We start from the raw sequence: 1,273 nt of genomic DNA, 5'->3' as shown, positions 1-1,273 counted from the left end.
GTCGGCGGTCGGCGGTCGGCGGTCGGCGGTCGGCGGTCGGCGGTCGGCGGTCGGCCCGATGATGCCGCCGCCGGGGCCGTGAGCGCACGGCGGCGCGCGGGAGCGGGGAACGGACGGCTCCGTTCGCGGCCGTGACCGGTGCCCTCCCGGAGGTCTCCCGGCCGCCTGTCGTACTCCGGCAGCGATTGTCAGTAGGCGGTGCCAGACTCGGCTGTGCAGACAACGGGACCCATCCGAGGAGGGCGCATGCTCACCACCCGTTTCGTCAACGGCGCACCGAACTGGATCGACGTCGGCACCTCCGACATCGACGGCGCCACCTCTTTCTACGGCGGTCTCTTCGGCTGGCAGTTCCAGTCGGCCGGACCGGACGCCGGCGGTTACGGCTTCTTCCAGCTGGACGGGAAGACGGTCGCGGGCGGCATGCAGACCACCGCCGAGCAGGGCCCGCCCGGCTGGAACCTCTACTTCCAGAGCGCGGACGCGGAGGCCACCGCCAAGGCCGCGGAGCAGGCGCACGGCAGCGTACTCATGCCGCCCATGGACGTGATGGACCGGGGCCGCATCGCGTTCCTCGCCGACCAGGCGGGTGTGCCGTTCGGTATCTGGCAGCCCGGCCTCACCAAGGGCGTCGACGTGACGGGCGACCCGGGCTCACTGTGCTGGGTCGAGCTGTACACACCGGACATCGCGGCCGCCGCCGCCTTCTACCACGCGACCCTCGGCCTGGAGACCTGCGCCGTCCCCTTCCCCGGCGGCACCTACACCTCCGTCAACCCGGCCGGACTCGGGGAGGACGCCATGTTCGGCGGTTTCGTCGACCTGGCCGACGACCCGACCGAGGCGGCGACCGGAGCGTCCTGGCTGCCGTACTTCGAGGTGCCCGACGCGGCAGCCGCGGTCGACCGGACCCGGGAACTGGGCGGCGGTGTGCGGATGCCCGCCACCGACATCGAGGGCGTCGGCAGCATCGCCAAGCTCACCGACCCCCAGGGAGCCCGTTTCGCGGTGATCAGGAGCGCGCAGCGCCAGCCGTGACGCGAGCCCGGCCTGATCCGAAGGCGACGCCCGGGGAGCTGTCCGGCCGCTCACCGGCGCCCGGCCGGCCCCGTCGCCTTCCTCCCCGCCCTGATCGTCCGGACAGCTGCCGGCTAGTGCCGTGACCGGAAAGGTTTGCCGGAAGCTCGCGGCGTCCGGTGCGGTGCATCGCAAGGCGGAGCATCGCCCGCGTACTGGATGTACTCGGGTGATGCGACAACGCGGCGAAGTGCCG

Annotated in this window: 1 protein-coding gene; it reads left to right on the top strand. The window is 72.7% G+C overall.

Annotated elements, in window-relative coordinates; all coding sequences use genetic code 11:
* Window positions 1-246 precede the first annotated feature (246 nt).
* On the top strand, window positions 247-1,038 hold the full coding sequence (locus ABZT03_RS44595) for a VOC family protein (RefSeq protein ID WP_356050074.1): 792 nt from the start codon (window positions 247-249) through the stop codon (window positions 1,036-1,038).
* The last annotated feature ends 235 nt before the right edge of the window (window positions 1,039-1,273 follow it).

This window comes from Streptomyces sp. NPDC005574 (assembly GCF_040605435.1).
Classification (GTDB): Bacteria; Actinomycetota; Actinomycetes; order Streptomycetales; family Streptomycetaceae; genus Streptomyces.
This window is presented reverse-complemented; position numbering and strand designations above follow the sequence as displayed.